Annotated in this window: 14 protein-coding genes; 3 read left to right on the top strand and 11 right to left on the bottom strand. The window is 65.5% G+C overall.

The genetic code is table 11. The features are described 5' to 3' along the window. Positions 1–48: 48 nt before the first annotated feature. The 9 genes from BCM27_RS21375 to BCM27_RS21335 all read right to left on the bottom strand — a co-directional run bounded on the left by BCM27_RS21375 (position 49) and on the right by BCM27_RS21335 (position 8,323). Positions 49–870, bottom strand: a complete 822-nt coding sequence (locus tag BCM27_RS21375) for an ABC transporter permease (RefSeq protein WP_004019133.1) — start codon at positions 868–870, stop codon at positions 49–51. Beyond that, complete coding sequence (locus tag BCM27_RS21370; RefSeq protein WP_004019132.1) at positions 867–1,673, bottom strand: ABC transporter ATP-binding protein; 807 nt, start codon at positions 1,671–1,673, stop codon at positions 867–869. Before BCM27_RS21370 ends, BCM27_RS21375 begins: the two co-directional genes overlap by 4 nt. Then, positions 1,670–2,578 carry an ABC transporter permease gene (locus tag BCM27_RS21365; protein ID WP_004019131.1) on the bottom strand — a complete coding sequence of 303 codons (909 nt, stop codon included), beginning with the start codon at positions 2,576–2,578 and terminating at the stop codon, positions 1,670–1,672. The genes BCM27_RS21370 and BCM27_RS21365 overlap by 4 nt, the downstream gene beginning before the upstream one ends. A 31-nt stretch (positions 2,579–2,609) precedes the next feature. Next, complete coding sequence (locus BCM27_RS21360) at positions 2,610–3,806, bottom strand: aromatic ring-hydroxylating oxygenase subunit alpha (RefSeq protein WP_004019130.1); 1,197 nt, start codon at positions 3,804–3,806, stop codon at positions 2,610–2,612. A gap of 45 nt (positions 3,807–3,851) precedes the next feature. Then, on the bottom strand, positions 3,852–4,277 hold the full coding sequence (locus BCM27_RS21355; RefSeq protein ID WP_004019129.1) for a cupin domain-containing protein: 426 nt from the start codon (positions 4,275–4,277) through the stop codon (positions 3,852–3,854). Further along, positions 4,267–4,701 carry a RidA family protein gene (locus BCM27_RS21350; protein WP_004019128.1) on the bottom strand — a complete coding sequence of 145 codons (435 nt, stop codon included), beginning with the start codon at positions 4,699–4,701 and terminating at the stop codon, positions 4,267–4,269. Before BCM27_RS21350 ends, BCM27_RS21355 begins: the two co-directional genes overlap by 11 nt. Then, the gene (locus tag BCM27_RS21345; RefSeq protein WP_004019127.1) at positions 4,698–5,582 is read right to left on the bottom strand and encodes a fumarylacetoacetate hydrolase family protein; all 885 of its coding nucleotides are present in this window, start codon (positions 5,580–5,582) and stop codon (positions 4,698–4,700) included. The genes BCM27_RS21350 and BCM27_RS21345 overlap by 4 nt, the downstream gene beginning before the upstream one ends. Next, positions 5,579–6,091: a nuclear transport factor 2 family protein gene (locus BCM27_RS21340; RefSeq protein WP_004019126.1), complete on the bottom strand. Its 513-nt coding sequence runs from the start codon at positions 6,089–6,091 to the stop codon at positions 5,579–5,581. The genes BCM27_RS21345 and BCM27_RS21340 overlap by 4 nt, the downstream gene beginning before the upstream one ends. A 477-nt stretch (positions 6,092–6,568) precedes the next feature. Then, positions 6,569–8,323, bottom strand: a complete 1,755-nt coding sequence (locus BCM27_RS21335; protein WP_068884415.1) for a transposase — start codon at positions 8,321–8,323, stop codon at positions 6,569–6,571. 213 nt (positions 8,324–8,536) lie between these two features. Between BCM27_RS21335 and BCM27_RS21330 the strand changes: the two genes are divergently transcribed. After that, positions 8,537–9,337, top strand: coding sequence for a DUF427 domain-containing protein (locus BCM27_RS21330; RefSeq protein WP_033206280.1), 801 nt, complete (start codon positions 8,537–8,539; stop codon positions 9,335–9,337). On the opposite strand, the gene BCM27_RS21325 is transcribed toward BCM27_RS21330, so the two are convergent. After that, a complete protein-coding gene (locus tag BCM27_RS21325) occupies positions 9,303–10,553 on the bottom strand; it encodes a cytochrome P450 (protein ID WP_033206278.1) in 1,251 nt (416 codons plus the stop codon). The two genes, BCM27_RS21330 and BCM27_RS21325, sit on opposite strands and share 35 nt — an antisense overlap. A gap of 158 nt (positions 10,554–10,711) precedes the next feature. On the opposite strand from BCM27_RS21325, the gene BCM27_RS21320 reads away from it, so the two are divergent. Next, complete coding sequence (locus tag BCM27_RS21320) at positions 10,712–12,598, top strand: glycoside hydrolase family 15 protein (protein ID WP_004021911.1); 1,887 nt, start codon at positions 10,712–10,714, stop codon at positions 12,596–12,598. A 12-nt stretch (positions 12,599–12,610) separates the two neighbouring features. Here the strand turns inward: BCM27_RS21320 and BCM27_RS21315 are convergent, their stop codons facing one another. Further along, on the bottom strand, positions 12,611–14,047 hold the full coding sequence (locus BCM27_RS21315; protein WP_004021912.1) for a glucose-6-phosphate dehydrogenase: 1,437 nt from the start codon (positions 14,045–14,047) through the stop codon (positions 12,611–12,613). A 194-nt stretch (positions 14,048–14,241) separates the two neighbouring features. Between BCM27_RS21315 and clpB the strand changes: the two genes are divergently transcribed. Further along, positions 14,242–16,794 carry an ATP-dependent chaperone ClpB gene (gene clpB / locus BCM27_RS21310; RefSeq protein ID WP_004021913.1) on the top strand — a complete coding sequence of 851 codons (2,553 nt, stop codon included), beginning with the start codon at positions 14,242–14,244 and terminating at the stop codon, positions 16,792–16,794. Positions 16,795–16,851 lie beyond the last annotated feature (57 nt).

Below are 16,851 nucleotides of genomic sequence, written 5' to 3'. Positions count from 1 at the left end.
TGGCTGTGGTGGAGCTGGGGTTGCTGGACTGGTCGGTAAGGGTGTGGGTCAATCGGTTCGGGACGGGTGCCATCGCAGGATTCGGCGCTCGATGATCGCGAGAGCGAGGTAGAGCACCACTGCGAAAACGAATGCGACGAATGCGGCACCCCAGGTGTCGGCAACTCGCGACTGCACTGCGGAGGACTTGATGAACGTCCCGAGAGTGTTCAGCTCACCACCGAAGAATTCGGCAACGATCGCGATCGAGAATGCGGTCGGTAACGCAACTCGGAGCGCGCTCATACAGGCGGGAAGCATCGACGGGAGGTAGAGGTCGCGGACAGTGCGCGCCGGTGAGATCGACATCGACCGGAAGACCTCGACGAGCCCGGGATCGGTGTCGCGGAGGCCGCGGAGCAGAAACGAGAGCACGATCGGGAACACCGCCACCGACACCACGAAGATCCGGGACGACGGCGTCAGCCCGAAGAAGACATTCGAGATGGGGACGAGGGCCACCATCGGGAGCGCGAGCATCGCCGCGCAAGCCACCTCCGCGGTCTGGTCCAGGGCTCGGATCCGGAACGCCACGAGAGCGCTGATCGCCCCCGTGACCGAACCGATCACCAACCCCGCCAACGCTTCCTGGAGGGTGTGCAGTCCGAGGTCGAGAAAGAACACGGGACGCTCGGCGAATGCCTCCCAGATTCCGGTGGGTGTCGGCAGGATGAACGGTTTGATGCCGGCCGCCTCGACCCATAGCTCCCACCCGAGCAGTGCGACGACGACGACGCCCATCGGGCCGGCGACAGTGAGTATCCGCTGGCCGAACCCGGCACGGTCGGCCGCCGGAAACGACTGTCGAACAGCGGATCTGGTCGTGGTCATGAGGCACTCGCCAGCAGTCGACGAACCTCGCTGGTCATCTCGAAAAACTGAGTCGTCTGGGCCAGTTCGGGGGTGCGTTCGCGAGGAAGATCGACCGGGAGACGGGCATGGATTCGTCCGGGGTTACGGCCCATCACGACGACATCGGTCGACAACGCGACCGCTTCGGCGATGCTGTGGGTGACGAACACGATCGTCTTGCCGGTACTTGCCCACAACGCGTGCAACTCGTAGTTCAGGCGCTCCCTCAGAATCTCGTCCAGCGCGCCGAACGGCTCGTCCATCAACACGATTCGCGGATCGCTGACAAGAGCGCGTGCGATCGCGGCACGCTGGGCCATCCCGCCCGACAGCGTGCGGGGATGGGCATCGAGGTACTGACCGAGGCCGACCCGCTCGAGTTCTGCGGTGGCCAGTAGCCGACGCTGTGCCCTGTCCATGGCCATCGCCTCGAGCGGCAGCTCGACGTTGCGCCGAACCGACCGCCACGGGATCAGATTGGGGCTCTGGAAGACCATCGACATGGTCTGGTCCCGTCGTGCCTCGGCAGGCGTACGGGAGCCGATACGCACTTCCCCGAAACTCACCGGCTCCAGATCGGCGATCATCCTGAGCAGGGTGGATTTGCCGCACCCCGACGGTCCGATCAACGAAACGAACGATCCGGGCTCGAAGACATGGTCGACGGCGTCGAGGATCAGCTTGTCGCCGTAGTACTTGGTGACCGCGTCGAGCACGATCCCGTCAGGGCGAGGTGGCTGGTCGACCGACAGGTCGTCGATCCGGCTGGCGGAGGTTGTCATTGTCCGGTCTTTCCGTCGGCGGGCATGCGAAGCATGGTGCGGGTGGTGTACGACGCGATGGCGGAGAGCACGAATACCAGGGCGACGCCACCGGCCATGGCCACCAGGGCCGAGCACCAGAGCGCTTCGGGGTCGGTGAGGTAGTACGAGGCGGCGGTCAGCATGGTTGCGGCGATTCCTCGGTCGCTGCCACTGGGAAGCTCCGCCACGATGGATCCGGTCACCGCCAGCGCGGTTGCCGTCCGGACCGTGGACGTGACAGCGAGCGTGAGAACCGGTAGGTCGAGACTGAGAAGTGTTCTGCCCCGCGAGAAGCCGGCGGCTGCGAAGAGTTGCCGCCGGTCGGCCCCGATGTCGCCGAGCGCTCTCGCCACCGCGACATAGACGGGGAAGAACGCGAGCAGCGACGCGATGACCGCCCGCGAGAACCATCCGTCGCCGAGGAGGATGATCAAGGCCGGAACGATCGCGACGAGTGGCAGGGTTTGCGTGGCGACGAGAACCGGGGTCAGCGTTCGGGAGATGAACTCGGATCTGGCGGTGACCAAACCGAGTACGGCACCCACCGAGATGCCCAGCGCCACGCCGACAATCGACTGCTGCAGGGTCACCGCGATGTTCTCGGCCAATGCCGCCGCGCGGATCTGTCCGCTCGGAGTGGTGTCGGCGAACGCGGACACGATCGACCAGCTGTGCGGCATCGTGACGTCGGACACCCCGAACAGAGCCTTGGCCGCCTCGAACACGGACACCATCACGAGGACGGCTGCCGCCCCCCACATGCCGACGCCGAGCAGTGACCGGGCCCGGCGGTATGTCACCGACCGTTCGGCCCCGGCGCGAGGCCGAGCCGGGGCGACGAGCGTGCCCACGGTCGCCGGCGAGCTGATCTCTCCGAGAGTCATGGCGATGCAACCTTTCCGATCGGTCGGCGGCTCAGTCGACTTCGCTGAGGGACTTGGCATGTGCCTGGTACCGCAGAGCCAGCCAGCGATTGACCTGGGGGAGGGTGGTTTCCTGCCACGAGTAGCGTCCGCGCTTGGCATATCGCGACCGCTGCCCGTCCTGCATGCGCTTGTTGGTGACCATGTCCTGGTCGTTGATCACCTGGTTCACCGCATTCTGCATCTCGAAGGCCCAGTCGAACCCGGCCGCCTTCTTCGTCTCGGCCGGGAACAGCCACGCGACCCGCAAGGTCATCTTGTTGGCTCCTTCCGGCGTGATGAGGAAGTAGAAGACCTGTTCGGGACTGAGCGCGAAGAACACCGTCGGCAGAATCGAGGCGAACATGATCCGGCTGCGATGCAACTCGTCGAGACCGGGCAGGATCGGCAGGATCGCCTTGCCGGTCGGATTGAATCCGGCATCCATGTAGCGGTAGTTGGTCGGGTGCATGATGACGTTGTCGGAATCCTCGAACTCGACGAACTCGGCCATCGAAGCCGGCGCGATGTCGTGGTAGCCCATGTGCACGAACGACGTGTGGTACGGCTCGAGGGCGTTCTCGTGCATGCCCTTCCAGTTCCACTCCAATCCGGGGAACTCCTGCGGTGAGGTGATCTCCAGATTCGCCACGTCGTACATCTCCATCTCACCCGCGAGTTTGGTCAGCTGCGACGCCAGTGGTTCGGCTTCGAGATCCATGTTCGCGAAGATCATTCCGTACCAGATCTCCACCTTCAGGTTCGGTAGACGTGTCTCCGAGCGGAGCTGCGAGATCGGGCACGTCTGCTTCATCTCGGGGGCCGCCTTCAGTCGACCGTCGAGATCGTAGGCCCAGTAGTGGTAGGGGCACCGGAACTGCTTGGTATTGCCCTGCTCGTTCGCATCGACCACCGGATAGGCACGGTGCTGGCAGATGGCCGACATCACCCGGACGTTCTCGTCGTTGTCACGGGTGACGATCAGTGGTTCGTCACCCACCGTGATCGAGTAGAAGTCACCGACATTCGGGACCTGGCTGACATGGCCGAGGCACAGCCACTCCTTCGCGAAGATGGCTTCTTTCTCGAACTCGAAGAACTCTTCGGAGGTGTACACCTCGGTGGGCATGGTGCGGGTCGCCGCGAAGTCGGCATCGGGGACGCCCAAACGGTCGAGGACGTCCTGGACGAGCTGGTGGATGGTGTTCATGGGTGCTCCTGGATGTGGGCTGTGAGCGGGACGGACGGCTCGTGATCAGACGTTCCGTACCACTGGGTTCTCGTTGTTGCGGGTGACGACGCATACGCACTCGATGTCGAGGTCGTTGAACTCCTCGTGAACCAATCCTCCTGGGATGACCGCGATCTGACCGGCCGAGGCAGTGAACTCCTCGGCGCCGTCAGGGCCATGCACGCGGAACCGCATGGCACCGTCGACGATGCAGACGATCGAGGTCTGGTCCTGGTGATGATGTGGAACCGACTGGTGTCCGGGCGGAAGTTTGCTCACACCCATCCACATGCCACCGGCCGACGCCGCCGAACCGCGAGCGAGCGAGCCGGATCCGCCGCCGGCGGACTCCGAGTTGTCGGCGACCAGACCGGAGTCGACGAGGCGGCTTCCGCTGGGGTAGGTGGCGGTGTCACCGGAAACCTCTGGGGAGATGGGACTATCCGACATGGGGGAAGCCTTCCGAGAGCGGGGTGTGTGTGGTGGCGATGGCCTCGATCTCGACGAGGAACTCGGGACGGACGAGGCGTGCGACGACCAAGAGTGTGTTGCCGGGCGGGCGCCGGTTCGGATAAAGGTCGGCGAAGATCAGTTCGCGTACGCGGTAGAACTCGGCGATGTGGTCGGGGTCCACGAGATACGTCGTGAACTTCACGACGTCGACGAGGGAGGAGTTCGCGGCCTCGAGAGTCGTGGCCATGTTGGTGAACACGGTTCGCAGCTGCTTCTCGAAATCGCCGGTGCCGACCGAGTTCCCGGCCGCATCCGTGCTCAGCACGCCGGCAATCGCGACGAGCTGCGCGCCGACCGGGGCGACCACCGCGGGACTGTAGAACCCGACCGTCTCGGCTTCGGTGAAGACGGCGCTGTTCATCGGACTCCTTCGATACTTGTGAGGTCGGCGGGGGTTTCGGTGAGTGATGCGATGTCGATCTCCCGGCGAACCGGGTTGACGATGCTGCCGATTTCGGAGATGGACGCCGTGACCACGGATCCCGGCGCGAGGAATTCGGCCGGAGTGCGGGTGAAGCCGACCCCGGCAGGGGTGCCGGTGGCGATCAGGTCGCCGGGAAGCAATTCGATGTAGCGACTCAGGGCGCAGATCTGCTCGGTGATGGAGAAGATCATGTCGGAGGTGACGGCTCGCTGCTTGACCACCCCGTCGACCTGTAGCGCGATCTCGAGACGAGGGGGGAAGGCGATCTCGTCGGCGGTGACGATCCACGGTCCGACCGGTGTCGTCGCATCCAGGTTCTTCCCGATGTGCCACTGCGAGAACCGCTTCTGGAGGTCGCGTGCGGTGACGTCGTTGACCACGGTGTAGCCGAAGATGTGGTCGGCCACGGCATCGGGCGCGATGTTCCGTCCGGCTCTACCGATGAGCACTCCCAGCTCGACCTCCCAGTCCAGCTGGGCAGAAACCGCGTCGTCGGTGACGATGTCGGCGAAGGGTCCTGTCAGGGCCGACGGAGTCTTGAAGAACACGATCGGGTCAGACGGAACCGTCGCGGCGAAGTGCTCGGCCGACTCTCGCTGATGGGCGACATAGTTGATGCCGAAGCAGTAGACGCCGCGGCTGGATTCGGGAACCGGTGCCAACAGCCCGACATCATCGAGCGGCACCGGAGTACCGATAGGTGTGGGTTGGGCGCCGCGGATGATGTCGTCCAGGGTTTCACCGATCGGCTGGACGACGTCTGCGGTGACGACGCCGACACCGACAACGCCGCCCTGGGCGAAGCGTGCATATTTCATGAGGCCGGGGCCGTCGAGTCGGAGAGGTGGCGGCGTCGCAGCCAGCCCTCGTCGTAGGGAGTCTGGAAATCCAAGGTCAGGCGAAGGTGTGAGATCTTCCAGATCCCGTCCCGCCGGGTGAAGTCGTCCACGTAGTGGCCTCCTTGCCATACGGCTGTTTCGTCGCGGATAGTGCAGGGCTCCAACAATTTCCATCGGCCGACCGCCCGATCGCCAGACACCTGGATCGTCTCGTTGGTCAGATAGTGGACGGTGAACCACAGCCGGTCGGGGCTCAGGTTGAACATCTCGGCGATTGCGTCGCGCCCCTCCCATCGGGCACCGGCGATCGCCTCTCCTGTGGCGTCGACCTCTTCCCAGATCGCGTCGTCCCAGAACAACCCGCCCATGCCGAGGCGTCGTTTGTCGTCGGCCCACTGCATGTAGTTCGCCTTGACGGTGCGGATGGCGTCTTGGGACTCGAGGCGATCCAGACGTGCGAGGACGTCGTCGAACAAGGGGTCGGTCATCGAAAGGGTGCTCCTCGAATGCAGGCCGCTTCGTATGTCCAAGGAAGCGGAAAGGAAAGCCGGCTGATTTCGCGACGACCTTGTCGCGAGGGCTGTGGCCGAGCCAGTTCTAATATTATTTGATCTGGATTCGGTCGGAATACCGCAAAGTAAACGGTTCGTAAATCACTCGGCTGTGCTGTCTATGCTGTTGCGGCGACGCGAAGAGTGCTGGTGCTCACCAGAGTTCCGCCCACGACGGACGGTCGGAGACGTCGATCGTGGCCGAGGCTTCGGTCCAGCGATGGTGCGCCCGTCTGTCCTCGCCCATGACGTCGGACCGTACCGGGGCGAGGCGGGTCCGAAATTCTCGTCCAGCTGACGATGACCGAAGGGCATGGCGGGCTGTCGGGATTTGAAGTTCCCGGTGGTCTTCCCGGTGGTCTCCGGGGATCACGAGAGCTCTGGGCTGTGAGGGGGTGTGGCCCCCGTGACGGGTCAGGTTGTGGCGAGGTGGCCGGCGGTGAGGGCTTTGCAGATGTTGTTGACCATGGCGTGGAAGGTGAACTCGGCGTTTGCTCGTGCGAGTCCGCGGCCGGTGAATCGACGGAAACCGAGGGTGTGTTTAGCCCACCCGAACGGTGTTTCCGCGATGTGGCTGCGTCTGCTGTAGGCGGCGTGGCCTTCTTCGGTGAGCAATCGGGTTGCCATTGCCTCGATCGGGGTGGCGACGGTATCTGATTGGGCCGGTGAGGATGCCGTGGTTTCGGTGGTGGAGTGTTCGGCGCGCGCCACGCGAAGTTTGTGGGTTTTGGTCGAAGCGATGAGCCGGTCGGGTCCAGCGGCGGTGATGTTGGCTTCAGAGTGGTAGCCGGCATCGGCGAGCAAGAGCCCGATTCCCGGCGTGTCCGGTGGTGGGTGCTGGTGGGACTGAATGTGTTCAGCGGCGGCGACGGCCTTGTTCATCATCGGTACGAAGTGTGGGGTATCGATGGCCCCGTTGGTGACCATGGTCGCGATGATCAAGCCGTCGCTGCTGGTGACGGCTTGACAGTTGTATCCCTGGATCCAGCCACCACCACGCAACGACAGGGCCCGGGACTGCGGGTCGGTGATGTTGCGGCGGGTGTCGGTATTGGCCCGATGTGGTGTGCGAGTGTGGTTGCGGGCGGCCACGATCGCGGCGGCGTAGGTTTCGTCCTCGGCCACACGCCGGGCACGCAGCTGCGCGTCCAGGACCTCGGCCCGCTTAACACGTGTGCGCGCTTGTCGAACTGAGCTGTGGTCATCAACTGCGCTCGGCGGCCTACGTTTACGCGGTTTGCGTTCCCACGCATCGATCTTGGTCTGCTGATCAGCACGTGCTTTGCTCAACCGCAGCACAGCGGCCTGAAGCTGCGCCGCCATCGGCGGCGCCCCTGGATAGTCGCCGTCACCGGCGAGATGGGCGGTGTAGGCCACCACCCACTGCTGGGCTTTGGCGTCTTCGGCCGCGCGGCGCCGAACCGTGTGATCACGGTTGATCTCTGCGCGCGTCTGGGTCGGCTTGGCGTCTCGCGCTGCCTGGTTGTGCTCGCGAGCCGAAGCCAACGCAGCGTCGATTCGGGCGAGCCGTTCAGCGCCGGGAGCATTGATGAGACCCGGCGGGATCTCGTCACCGCCATCGCCATCGCCATCGTCATCGTTGGCGGCATGTTCGGCATCCGACTGTGCACCAACGTCTTTGAGCTTGCTGCGGAGCTGTTGAGCCTCTGCCTGACGTTCTTTGACCAGATGCTTCTCTGTGCGGTTGGCCGACTGCGAGGCATTCGAGGCGATCTTGACTCCATCAAGAGCGACGACACCCAACTGGCCCATCCCTAGCTGCGCGCACACCGTCAACGACTCAGCGAACAAATCAGCCATCACCGCCGAGGCATCTTTGCGGAACTGGGCGATCGTGGAGTGATCGGGGACATCGCCAGCGCAGATGACCCGGTAGGTCAGGTCCCGATGGCACAAACGCTCGATCTGCCGCGAGGACCGTTGCCCATGAGCCCACGCCCAAATCAGCAAGGTCAACAACATGTCCGGGTCATAGCCACGCCGCCCGACACCGCCGGTCTTGCGCAGCTTGTGCACGGAGGCGGTGTTCATCCGTTGCACCGTGGCGATCACCAGCCATACCGGGTCATCGCGGCCGACCCAGTCCCGCATATCCGGAGGAAGCAGGAATACCTGGTCACGATCAACCGGCCGATAATTCTTCGCCATCCACACATCATCGCAGTTCAAAGCCCGATTTAGAGGTCCGACACCCGTGAATCGTGGCCAACAAATCCCGACAGCCCGATGGTGCCCTTCCACGGAGCTGAGGTGGACGAATTCTTCGCTGCCTCGCCGAACGGTCGCTTGGGCACCACCGGCGAACTGCCGGGAACCCGATGCGGCCTGGCGCGTGCCGCGTGATCGGAGGACCATCGGACCATGGCCACGTCGATGGATGAACTCACGATGTCCCAACTCGGTTCGCTGCGCTGGGCCGACATGCGCAGGCGGGTGCGCGCGATGGTCGACGGGCAGGTCGTCGTCGATTCGGCATCGGCCATCCAGGTGTGGGAGCCCTACCGGGTGGTCGGATGCTATGCGGTACCGACTGCCGATGTCGTTGCGCCGCTCGGTGATCCGCAGGTGGTCGACGCCGTCGCCGAGCATGCGCCGATCCTGACACCCGACGACCCGTTCGCGATTCACACGACACCCGGTACGGTCTACGACCTGCAGGCCGACGGACGAACGCTGCGTGGCGCCGGGTTCCGCCCGCGGGATCCGGACCTCGCCGGCCACGTTCTCCTGGACTGGTCGGCCTTCGACGAATGGCGCGAAGAGGACCAGACGGCGATCGGTCACCCGCACGATCCGTTCCAGCGCATCGACTGCCTTGCCACCAGCAGACACGTGGTGGTGACGGTGGGTGACACGGTCCTGGCGGAGAGCCGCCGCCCGACCCTGCTGCTCGAAACCCATCTGCCGCCGCGCCACTACTTCCCGCGCGAGGATGTCCGGGTGGACCTTCTCGTGCCGTCGGACACCGTGACGGTGTGCGCGTACAAGGGCCAGGCGACCTACTGGTCGGCGGTCGTCGGCGACCATGTGGTGTCCGACGTCGCGTGGACGTACACCGACCCGCTGACCGATGCCGAGCCCGTGCGCGACCTCATCTGCTTCTACGACGAACGGGTCTCGCTCGCCGTCAGCGCAGCGAGTACCGGATCGGAAGGTGTTTGAGTCCTCCCACGAAGACGGTCGCGGCGAGTTCGGGTGTTCCGGCGAGCTCGATGGAATCGAGCCTCGGGATCAGTTCGGCGAAGAAACTCCTCATCTCCATCCGCGCGAGCGCCGCGCCCAGACAGAAGTGGACGCCGTACCCGAACGACAGGTGTTTGTTGGGGAAGCGGCCGACGTCGAAGGTGTGCGGATCGTCGAAGACCTCCTCGTCCCGGTTGCCCGAAGTGTAAGCGAGATAGACGGATTCACCCTTCGAGATCGGTGCACCGCGGACCGAGGTGTCCGCGGCGGCGGTGCGCATGAACTCCTTGACCGGCGTGGTCCACCGGATCATCTCCTCGACGGCGGTGCCGATGAGCTCGGGTTCGCGGCGGAGACGGTCGAGCTCGGCGGGATTCTCGATGAGCGCCCGGAGCCCGCCGGAGATGGCGTCCTTGGTGGTGTCGTGGCCCGCACTCGCCACGATCACGTAGTACGACGCGGTGTCGACGTCGGACAGGGGTTCCCCGTCGATGAGGCCGTTGGCGATGGCCGAGGCCAGGTCCTCGGTGGGGTGAGCGCGTCGGGACGCGGTCAGCTCGTTGAAGTAGGCGAAGAAGTCCAGAAGCGTCGCCATCCGCTCCTCGAGTGTTACCCCTCGCCGGTATTCGACGTCGTCCGCGCCGAACAGTTCCTGCGTGAGCTGATGCATTCGGGGGAAGTCCGCTTCGGGCAGGCCCAGCAGCGAGAGGATCACATACAGCGGGAAGCCGACCGCGACCTCCTCGACGAAGTCGCATTCCGGTCCGATGTCGCGCATCCGGTCGACGTAGCGCTTGGCGAGCTCGTCGACGCGGGTCTGCAGGTCGCGCAAGGCCTTCGGCCGGAACCAATCGGCGCCGATCGCGCGGACCTTGCGGTGGTGCGGATCGTCCATGTGGATCAGGGTGCGCAGGCCCGCACCGGATTCCAGCTGCGCCCGTGCGACATCGTCGGCGGCGGCGGTGGTCAGCACGGGACGCGGTTCACTCAGCCACAGGGTGTTGTCGCGCTCGATGTCCATGATGTCGGCGTGCTTGGTGATGGCGAAGAACGGTCGGTAGGGGCCGTGGTCGACGCGCGGTACCGGATTGTGTGCCCGCAGATATGCCATCGCCGCGTACAGGCGCGGCTCGTCGGTGTAGGCCTTGGCGTCGGCGAAGATGGTGGCGGCGTCGTCTGCCGTGCTCGTGCTCACGTCGCTTGTCGTCAACGGGTGCGTCCTTCGGTCGAGGGTGATTCTGGATCCGAGTGTCCGATATCGGGGTGTTCCAGTTGGCCGGATTGACGAAGCCGATCGGATCGGGCTCGGCTGTCGCGGCCCATCCGGGATAGGGCGCGCGCCGAATCGCCGCCATGAGCACCGCGACCGAATCCGGCGAGGACGCGAATCCGACTTCCCGATGCGACGGCGCCACGACGGCCGACGCCACCGGCGACTACCTACCGATCGCCGATCACGGTGTGATCGGTGACCTGCGGACCGCAGCCGTCGTGGGGGTGGATGGGCGCATCGACTGGTTCTGCTGTCCGCGATTCGACTCGCCGAGCGTGTTCGGCTCGTTGCTCGACGCCGGACGAGGCGGCGCCTGGACGGTGGAACCGGTGGACGGCGACGTCACCACGCGCCAGTTCTATCTGCCCGACTCCAACGTGCTCGTCACCCGCTACCTGAGCGAGGACGGCGTCGCCGAGGTGCAGGACTTGATGCCGATCGCGAGACCACACGACCCCGACCACCGGACGCGGATCATCCGTCGGATCTCCTGTGTCCGGGGCTCCGTCCGATTTCGCGTGACGATCGCACCGCGATTCGACTACGGCCGTGAGGCACACAAGCTGGTCGTCGAGGACGGGCGTCGGGTTCGCTTCGAGACCGACGGCCTGGTGCTGCATCTCGTCTCGACGGTCGATGTCGACACGATGGACGATCGGGACGCGCAGGCCGACTTCACCGTCGAAACCGGCGAGTGCGTCACGTTCGTCCTCGCGCCCGACCCCGTCGACGACGAGCTGCTCGACCACGACAGTTCGCCCGCCGTCGTCGCCGCGACGGTCGCCTTCTGGCAGGACTGGGTGTCGAGGTCGTCGTACACCGGTCGGTGGCGGGAGATGGTGCATCGGTCGGCGCTCACACTCAAACTGCTGACGCACGAACCGTCCGGGGCAGTGGTGTCGGCGGTGACCGCCGCGCTTCCCGAGGAGATCGGTGGCGAACGGAACTGGGACTACCGCTACGTGTGGATCCGCGATGCGGCGTTCACGCTGTATGCCTTGCTCCGGTTGGGTTTCACCGACGAGGCCGGCGCGTTCATGGACTGGCTGACCTGCCGGTTCGACGACGGTGCCGACGAGTCGGGAGATCTGGGGCCGCTGCGATTGATGTACACCCTCGACGGGGATCCACCACCGAAGGAGACCGAACTCGACCACTGGGAGGGCTACCGGCAAACCTCCCCGGTGTTGATCGGAAACGCCGCCGCCGACCAACTCCAGCTCGACATCTACGGCGAGCTCATCGACTCGGTGTACCTCTACAACAAATACGGACCGGGGATCTCGTACGGGGCCTGGACCCATCTGTGCACGGTGGCCGGGTGGCTCGTCGACAACTGGGACCGTCCGGACCAGAGCATCTGGGAGGTGCGCAGCAAGCCGCAGGACTACGTCTACTCGCGCGTGATGTCGTGGGTGGCCCTCGAGCGGATGATCCGGATGAGCCGGCAGCGCGGACTACCCGGCGACATCGCCGGCTGGATGAAGGCGCGCGACGACATCTTCGTGCAGATCATGGAGCGCGGCTGGAACGACGAGGTGGGGGCGTTCGTCCAGACCCTCGACTCCGACCGTCTGGATGCGGCGCTGCTGCTGATCCCCGCCGTGAAGTTGCTGTCACCCACCGACGAGCGCTTCGTCCGCACCCTCGAGCGGATCGAGGAAGAGCTCGTGAGCGACTCCCTGGTGTTCCGGTACGACACCGACGGCGGACACGACGGCCTCGACGGAGCCGAGGGGACGTTCTCGCTCTGCTCGTTCTGGTACGTCGAAGCGCTCACCCGGACCGGCCGGCTCGGCGACGCCCGGCTGGCGCTGGAGAAGATGTTCACCCACGCCAATCATCTCGGCCTGTACGCCGAGCAGGTCGGCCTCACCGGCGAACAACTCGGGAACATGCCGCAGGCGTTCACCCACCTCGCCCTCATCAGCGCGGCCATCAATCTCGATCGGCGCCTCGGCGAGTAGAGCCGGCGCGCCTCAGATCCAGCCGGACCCGCCGCACAGGTCGTCGGCGGCCGCGGGGCCGGTCGATCCGGCCGCATACGGTTGCGGAGCAGGCGGATTGTCCAGCACCGGCGCGGCCACCTCCCACACGTGGGCGAGGCCGTCGGGCCGGGTGAACAGCGATCGGTCACCGCGCAGCACGTCGACGATGAGTCGCGCGTACGGCGACAGGCCGTCGGCCACCTCGTCGAGCTGTTCGGTCATGTGCGCGACGGAGAGGTCCGTGCCCGACCCCGGTTCCTTGACCGTGACGGCCAGATCGATGGCACCGTCACCGGCCAGGTCGAAGGTCAGCACGGTGCCGTCCTCCGGGGTATCGGTCAGCGGACCGTCGCTGGGGGCGCGGAACACGAGGCTGAGTCGTTGCGAGCTGTGGTCGAGCATCTTGCCGGTCCGGAGCAGGAACGGGACGCCGTGCCAGCGGTCGGTGTCGACCCACAGGCGGACTGCCGCAAACGTCTCGGTGGTGGAATCGTCCGGAATCCCCTTGGTGTCGCGATACCCCTCGTACTGGCCGTAGACCACTTCGGCGGGGTCGAGCGGACGGAAGGCCGCGATGACCGACTCCCGCGCGTCGAGCAGGTCGTCGGCGCCGAGCGACGCCGGAGGTTCCATGGCGACCTCGGCCGCCACCTGGAACAGGTGCGTGACGATCATGTCCAGGAAGGCCCCGGTGGCGTCATAGAACGCGGCGCGGTCGGCGATGTCGAGGGTCTCCGGGACGTCGATCTGGACCTCGGCCACGTGCTCGCGGTTCCACACCCCGGCGAACAGTCCGTTGGCGAAGCGCAGGACGTGCAGGTTCTGGGTGCTCTCCTTCCCGAGGAAGTGGTCGATCCGGTAGATCTGCTTTTCGTCGAGGGATTCGTGCACCGCTTCGTCGAGTGCCCGGAATCCGTCGGGAGACGTCCCGAACGGCTTCTCGTAGACGACCCGCGAACCCTTCGCGAGACCATGCGCGGCAATGGCTTTCGTGTAGTCGACGAAAGTGGTCGGCGGGAGGGCGAGGTAGTGGACCAGCTGAGCGGTGTCCCCGACGGCGTTGCGGGCGGCGTCGATCACCTCCAGCAGACGGCCGGGGTCGTCCGCGGTGAACCCGCCGCCGGCGAACCGGATGGTCTCGGCGAACGACTTCCACTCGTCCGACGAGCCCGACCCGTCCGCACCGAACTCCTCGATCGCATCCTTGACGTGCTGTCGGAACTCGTCGTCGGTGCGGTCGCCCCGCCCGTTGCCGATGAGCTGCCATCCGCGGGGGAGCAGATCGCGGCGGTGGAGTTCGTACAGCGACGGCAGGACCATCCGCTTCGCGAGGTCGCCGGTCGACCCGAAGAGTACGAAGATCACTGCTGAGTCCGCGTCAGAATCGGACGGTGTCGCGTTCTCCGGTGCGGAGCTGTCTGCGGTCATGCATCAATAGTGCCCATCGACGCTGCCGGAGGTCGGATACGCGCGGAGAGCGAACCTGCTCGCCGACGCGGGAAGGAGTGATGCAGATCGCACGCCCAATTAACATGAGCGGAATGGACTCAACTCTGTTGGCGTTGTAGACCACGTATGGCTCATACTTGAGCCTGTTGGACTAAAGAGAAAGGTGCACGCGAGTGGACAGCTTCACCCCCACCACCAAGACGCAGCAAGCATTGAGCGCTGCTGTGCAGGCGGCGGCCAGCGCTGGAAACCCCGACGTGCGACCGGCCCACATCCTCGTGGCACTGCTCGATCAGTCCGACGGCATCGCGTCGCCACTGCTGAAGGCAGTGGGCGTGGACCCGTCGAGCGTTCGTGCGCAGGCCCAGGGATTGGTCGATCGCATGCCGACGGTGTCCGGCGCCAGCTCGACGCCTCAACTATCCCGTGAATCGATCGCGGCCATCACCGCAGCCCAGCAGCTGGCCGGTGAACTCGACGACGAGTACGTCTCGACCGAGCACGTCGTCGTCGGTCTGGCGACCGGCGACTCCGATGTCGCGAAATTGCTGCACAACCTCGGTGCGACGCCGCAGGCCCTGCGCGAGGCGTTCGTCGCCGTGCGCGGCAGCGCGCGGGTCACCTCCGAGGATCCCGAATCCACCTACCAGGCTCTCGAGAAGTACTCGACCGACCTCACCGCGGCCGCCCGCGAGGGCAAGCTCGACCCGGTCATCGGCCGCGACACCGAGATTCGTCGCGTCGTGCAGGTGCTCAGCCGTCGGACCAAGAACAACCCGGTCCTCATCGGTGAGCCCGGCGTCGGCAAGACCGCGATCGTCGAAGGCCTCGCCCAGCGCATCGTCGCCGGCGACGTGCCGGAGTCGTTGCGCAACAAGACCGTCATTTCCCTCGACATGGGATCGATGGTCGCCGGCGCGAAGTACCGAGGCGAGTTCGAGGAGCGCCTGAAGGCCGTGCTCGACGAGATCAAGGGGTCGGCCGGACAGGTCATCACCTTCATCGACGAGCTGCACACGATCGTGGGTGCCGGTGCGACAGGCGATTCCGCGATGGACGCCGGCAACATGATCAAGCCGATGCTCGCCCGTGGTGAGCTGCGGCTGGTCGGTGCCACGACCCTCGAGGAGTACCGCAAGTACATCGAGAAGGACGCCGCACTCGAGCGTCGCTTCCAGCAGGTGTACGTCGGTGAGCCGTCGGTCGAAGATGCAATCGGCATCCTCCGCGGCCTCAAGGACCGGTACGAGGTGCACCACGGTGTGCGCATCACCGACTCCGCACTGGTCGCTGCCGCAACGCTGTCCGACCGGTACATCACCTCGCGCTTCCTGCCCGACAAGGCCATCGACCTCGTCGACGAGGCCGCGTCGCGGTTGCGGATGGAGATCGACTCGCGTCCCGTCGAGATCGACGAGGTCGAGCGGATCGTCCGCCGACTCGAGGTCGAAGAGGTCGCCTTGGAGAAGGAGACCGACGCGGCGTCGAAGGATCGACTCGAGAAGCTGCGCGCCGAGCTGGCCGACCAGAAGGAGAAGCTCAACGAGCTCTCCGCCCGGTGGCAGTCGGAGAAGACCGCCATCGACGCGGTCCGCGACCTCAAGGAGGAGCTGGAACGCCTTCGCGGCGAAGCTGATCGGGCTGAGCGCGACGGTGATCTCGGGCGCGCTGCCGAGCTGCGGTACGGCAAGATCCCCGGCCTGGAGAAGGAACTCGAGGCCGCGATCGAGAAGACCGGCACCGATCCGTCACAGGACGTGATGCTGCAGGAGGAGGTCGGACCCGACGATGTGGCCCAGGTCGTGTCGGCGTGGACCGGAATCCCGGCCGGACGCATGCTCGAGGGTGAGACCGCCAAGCTGCTGCGCATGGAAGAGGAACTGGGACACCGGGTCATCGGCCAGAAGGACGCGGTGCAGGCGGTGTCCGACGCGGTGCGTCGTGCCCGCGCGGGCGTCGCCGACCCGAACCGGCCGCTCGGTTCCTTCATGTTCCTCGGCCCCACCGGTGTCGGCAAGACCGAGCTCGCCAAGGCGCTCGCCGAGTTCCTGTTCGACGACGAGCGGGCGATGGTCCGCATCGACATGAGTGAGTACGGCGAGAAGCACAGCGTCGCACGGCTCGTCGGTGCCCCGCCCGGTTACGTCGGGTACGAGGCCGGCGGCCAGCTGACCGAGGCGGTGCGGCGTCGTCCGTACACGGTGGTCCTGTTCGACGAGATCGAGAAGGCCCACCCGGACGTCTTCGACGTACTGCTGCAGGTGCTGGACGAAGGCCGACTGACCGACGGCCAGGGCCGGACGGTGGACTTCCGCAACACCATCCTGATCCTCACCTCGAACCTCGGTGCGGGTGGCGACAAGGACCAGGTGATGATGGCGGTGCGGTCGGCGTTCAAGCCGGAGTTCATCAACCGTCTCGACGATGTGGTGATCTTCGATGCCCTGAGCCCGGAGGAACTGGTGTCGATCGTCGACATCCAGCTCGGCCAGCTCAAGAAGCGCCTCGCGCAGCGTCGCCTCGACCTCGAGGTGTCGCTCAAGGCCAAGGAATGGCTGGGCGCACGTGGATTCGACCCGCTGTACGGTGCGCGCCCGCTGCGCCGGTTGGTGCAGCAGGCCATCGGTGACCAGCTCGCCAAGCAACTGCTCGCCGGAGACATCCGCGACGGTGACGTGGTGCCGGTCAACGTCAGTGCCGACGGAGACTCGTTGGTGCTCGGCTGATCTCAGCCCAGCGGAGTTCATCGCAAGACAGGGGACCCATCCTTCGGGATGGGTCCC

It is taken from the genome of Gordonia terrae, assembly GCF_001698225.1.
Classification (GTDB): Bacteria; Actinomycetota; Actinomycetes; order Mycobacteriales; family Mycobacteriaceae; genus Gordonia; species Gordonia terrae.
This window is presented reverse-complemented; position numbering and strand designations above follow the sequence as displayed.

What these genes read in the sequence shown, in the direction of transcription:
- BCM27_RS21345 (WP_004019127.1), bottom strand. Translation starts at nt 5,582, where the DNA reads ATGAAATATGCACGCTTCGCCCAGGGCGGCGTTGTCGGTGTCGGCGTC.
- BCM27_RS21330 (WP_033206280.1), top strand. Translation starts at nt 8,537, where the DNA reads ATGGCCACGTCGATGGATGAACTCACGATGTCCCAACTCGGTTCGCTG.
- BCM27_RS21360 (WP_004019130.1), bottom strand. Translation starts at nt 3,806, where the DNA reads ATGAACACCATCCACCAGCTCGTCCAGGACGTCCTCGACCGTTTGGGC.
- BCM27_RS21320 (WP_004021911.1), top strand. Translation starts at nt 10,712, where the DNA reads ATGAGCACCGCGACCGAATCCGGCGAGGACGCGAATCCGACTTCCCGA.
- BCM27_RS21315 (WP_004021912.1), bottom strand. Translation starts at nt 14,047, where the DNA reads ATGACCGCAGACAGCTCCGCACCGGAGAACGCGACACCGTCCGATTCT.
- BCM27_RS21375 (WP_004019133.1), bottom strand. Translation starts at nt 870, where the DNA reads ATGACCACGACCAGATCCGCTGTTCGACAGTCGTTTCCGGCGGCCGAC.
- BCM27_RS21365 (WP_004019131.1), bottom strand. Translation starts at nt 2,578, where the DNA reads ATGACTCTCGGAGAGATCAGCTCGCCGGCGACCGTGGGCACGCTCGTC.
- BCM27_RS21370 (WP_004019132.1), bottom strand. Translation starts at nt 1,673, where the DNA reads ATGACAACCTCCGCCAGCCGGATCGACGACCTGTCGGTCGACCAGCCA.
- BCM27_RS21335 (WP_068884415.1), bottom strand. Translation starts at nt 8,323, where the DNA reads ATGGCGAAGAATTATCGGCCGGTTGATCGTGACCAGGTATTCCTGCTT.
- BCM27_RS21350 (WP_004019128.1), bottom strand. Translation starts at nt 4,701, where the DNA reads ATGAACAGCGCCGTCTTCACCGAAGCCGAGACGGTCGGGTTCTACAGT.
- BCM27_RS21355 (WP_004019129.1), bottom strand. Translation starts at nt 4,277, where the DNA reads ATGTCGGATAGTCCCATCTCCCCAGAGGTTTCCGGTGACACCGCCACC.
- BCM27_RS21340 (WP_004019126.1), bottom strand. Translation starts at nt 6,091, where the DNA reads ATGACCGACCCCTTGTTCGACGACGTCCTCGCACGTCTGGATCGCCTC.